Source organism: Kitasatospora sp. SUK 42, assembly GCF_015776785.2.
GTDB lineage: Bacteria > Actinomycetota > Actinomycetes > Streptomycetales > Streptomycetaceae > Kitasatospora.
The window spans coordinates 1-229 of record NZ_LFMD02000008.1; the positions used below are offsets into that span (position 1 = coordinate 1).

A 229-nucleotide genomic window follows, 5' to 3' on the forward strand; every position below is an offset into this window, starting at 1 on the left:
CACGTCGACCTGGGCCCGACCGCAGGACGGGCAGGAGACGATCTCCAGCCCACGCTGACGCAGCCCCAGCGACTCCAGGATCTGGTTTCCGACCTTGATCTCCTCCGCCGGCGGGGCGGACAGCGAGACCCGGATGGTGTCGCCGATGCCCTCGGCCAGCAGCGCACCGAAGGCCACCGCGGACTTGATCGTGCCCTGGAACGCCGGACCGGCCTCGGTCACGCCCAGG

1 protein-coding gene is annotated in these 229 nt (G+C 71.2%); it reads right to left on the minus strand.

The window, feature by feature from the left end; translation table 11 throughout:
- Positions 1–229: flavodoxin-dependent (E)-4-hydroxy-3-methylbut-2-enyl-diphosphate synthase (locus RZ50_RS28085; RefSeq protein WP_217680985.1), on the minus strand; the 229-nt coding region annotated here is incomplete at both ends.